This is a genomic window from Gordonibacter sp. (genome assembly GCF_036667095.1).
Taxonomy (GTDB): Bacteria; Actinomycetota; Coriobacteriia; order Coriobacteriales; family Eggerthellaceae; genus Gordonibacter.
In genome coordinates this window covers 1-2067 of sequence record NZ_JAVWUP010000208.1, presented here as the reverse complement: position 1 = coordinate 2067, position 2067 = coordinate 1, and the positions used below count along the sequence as shown (strand labels likewise).

2 protein-coding genes are annotated in these 2067 nt (G+C 56.7%); both read left to right on the top strand.

All coding sequences use genetic code 11. From position 1 onward, the window contains the following. A partial coding sequence (locus RR842_RS12520; protein WP_332729954.1) for an anion permease occupies positions 1 to 820 on the top strand: 820 nt, incomplete at its 5' end. Positions 821 to 915: 95 nt separating this feature from the next. Continuing rightward, entirely contained in the window at positions 916 to 1854 is a 939-nt protein-coding gene (locus RR842_RS12515; protein WP_332521498.1) for a glycyl-radical enzyme activating protein, read from the top strand. Positions 1855 to 2067: the final 213 nt, after the last annotated feature.

Sequence of the window (2067 nt, the reverse complement as noted above, 5' to 3'; positions counted from 1 at the left end):
CTACAATCCTTACATCGCCTTGGTGCAAACCTGCCAGCAGGCGGCCCCCACGGTTGCCTTGGGCTACGGATCGTATCTGTACTACATGCTGCCGTTCGTGCTGATGATTCCTCTGGTGTTCTTCGTTGCGTACCGTATCCTGAAGCCCGAGGGCAAGGTGCCGGCGCAGTCCTACTTTATTGATAAGGCCAAAGAGCTCGGTGCCATGACCGCCGACCAGAAGCGTGCTGCGATTTGCACTGCTGTGCTGTTGGTGCTCGTGCTTACCACCAGCTTGCACCATGTCAGCATGGCTTGGGTATTCTTCCTTATGGGCTGTTTCATCTACTTCCCGGCTATCGGCTTCGGCAATGCCGAGGATATCAGGAAAGCAAACTGGGGTATCGTGTTCTTCGTTGCTGCGTGCATCAGCATTGGCAACGTCGGTCTGTCCGTAGGATTCAACGACCTCATCGGATCCGCGCTTACCCCGTTGCTATCCAACGTGAGCGTCCCCGTGTTCTTCCTCATTGTCCTTCTCGCCGGCTTCGCTGCGAAGTTCCTGCTGCCTCCTCTGGCGGTTATGGTCATCTTCTCTGCAACGCTGACGCCCGTTGCCGTGAGCCTGGGCATCAACCCGCTGCCGGTTTGGTTCGCGATCATTATCCTAGGCAACTTCCAGATACTTCCCTATCAGTTTGCGGCCTACAAGTTCGGCTTCTCCTACGGGCTGATGGAACAGAAGGACTACATAAAGATTTACCTGGCGAAGTCGTTGATCAGCCTCGTCCTCACGATGTGTGTCGCGCTTCCTTGGTGGTACTTCGTCGGGCTGCTGTAGTCCTTGAGCGACCGCGCAGCGGCAGCCGCATTCTGCAATCAAGCGACGTCGCCCGGAAAGCGTGCTTTTCGGGCGACGATTCGAAAGGGGTTCCTATGAACGGCGAAACGGCAAGCGTCCTGGGTCGGGTGTTCAACATCCAGCGCTACAGCGTGCATGATGGACCTGGGGTACGCAGCATCGTGTTCTTCAAAGGGTGTCCGCTCGCGTGCCGGTGGTGCTCAAACCCCGAGGGAATAAAGCCTTGGCCGCAGGTGGTGTATCGGATCGATTCGTGCATCGGTGTTGATGTGTGCAGTCGCTGTGTCCGGGCGTGTCCGGGGGATGCGGTTTCTGCCGGGCAAGACGGCCGCGCGCTGTTAAACCATGCGTTGTGCGAACGCGGATGCCGCGCGTGCGTTGATGTGTGCCCGGCAAAGGCGATCGAAGTCGCAGGCACGGACATGACCGTCGACGCGGTTATGGGGAAGGTTGCTGGCGACGATGCGTTCTACAGGCGTAGTGGCGGGGGCATCACACTTTCGGGCGGCGAGCCTTTGTTGCAGCCCGAATTCGCGAGCGCGCTGCTTGATGAGGCGCATCGTTGGGGCTTGAGTACGGCCATTGAAACTACCGGGTATGCTTCGTGGAGCGTGGTTGAACAGGTGCTTTCTCGCGTCGATACCATCCAATATGATCTGAAGTCGGTTGACGAGAAAACGCATTGCGCGTTCACCGGCGTGGGTTGCTCGCCGATCAAGGAGAACTTCGTGCGTCTGTGTCGGGCGTTTCCCGAAAAGCACATCATTGCGCGCACGCCGGTCGTGCCCAGATGCAATGACTCTATCGAGGAGTTGCAGGCTATCGTCGATTTCATTTCCGAGGCGAAGGGAAGTGCAGACGTGGCGTACGAAATGCTTCCCTATCACTCGTACGGGGAGTCCAAATACGCGAATCTGGGAATTGAATATTCCTTGGGCGATATTCCCAACATGAAGAAAGAAGAGATCGACCGATATAAAACGCATTTGATCACCGATGTCGTGCTGGTATGAGACGCGGGCTCTTCCGGTGGACGAGGGTAGCGGTAGATAACGTTCTCCCGTAGCGGATCGCACGACAAGCGCTTCTCTTGTACGCTAATTCTCAACCCAATTCTCGGCCCCTGCATATTTTTTTCCATATTCCCTGGGATTGCTCGCGTGGGCGGTGCTCCCGTGGCTATAATAACGTTCACATAACGAAAAGCCGCTTCCAGGCCACGACCG